Below are 706 nucleotides of genomic sequence, written 5' to 3'. Positions count from 1 at the left end.
ACGTTTGAAAAACTCCAAGCATACGATGCAAACGGAGTAGCATACAAGTACGAAGTGAAGGAACAGCCAGTACCAGGATATGAATCAAAGGTAAATGGTACTGACATCACAAATACAAAAGTAGGCAAAACAAAAGTAGAAGGAACGAAAACATGGAAAGACGATAACGCGAAAGATCGTCCGGAAATGATTAAGGTAGACCTTTTACAAAATGGTACAGTGATTGCGATGCAAGAAGTAAGTAAAGCAACAGGCTGGAAATACGAGTTCAAAGATTTAGCAGCGTATGATGCAGAAGGAAAGGCATACAAGTATGAAGTGAAAGAACAGCCAGTAGCCGGATATGAATCCAAAGTAAGTGGTACTGACATCACAAATACAAAAGTAGGCGAAACAAAAGTAGAAGGAACAAAAACGTGGAACGATAATAAAGCAACAGATCGTCCAAGCTCGATTAAAGTAGACCTACTACAAAACGGTAAAGTAGTAGATACAAAAGAAGTAACAGGGGCAACAGAATGGAAGTACACGTTTGAAAAACTCCAAGCTTACGATGCAGAAGGAAAGGCATACAAGTATGAAGTGAAAGAACAAGCAGTTGAAGGATATGAATCAAAAGTAAACGGTTATGACATCACAAATACAAAAGTAGGCGAAACAAAAGTAGAAGGAACAAAGACATGGAACGATAACAATGCAACAGATC

Annotated in this window: 1 protein-coding gene; it reads left to right on the top strand. The window is 38.5% G+C overall.

Going from position 1 to position 706, the window contains the following annotated elements:
• Positions 1-706: Cna B-type domain-containing protein (locus tag MR083_RS26720; protein WP_242270095.1), on the top strand; the 706-nt coding region annotated here is incomplete at both ends.

Origin of the sequence: Bacillus cereus group sp. BfR-BA-01408 (assembly GCF_022663305.1) — a bacterium.
GTDB classification, from domain to species: Bacteria; Bacillota; Bacilli; order Bacillales; family Bacillaceae_G; genus Bacillus_A; species Bacillus_A pacificus.
Note: the sequence above shows the minus strand (reverse complement) of the source record. Positions and strands in the feature narration are given on the sequence as shown.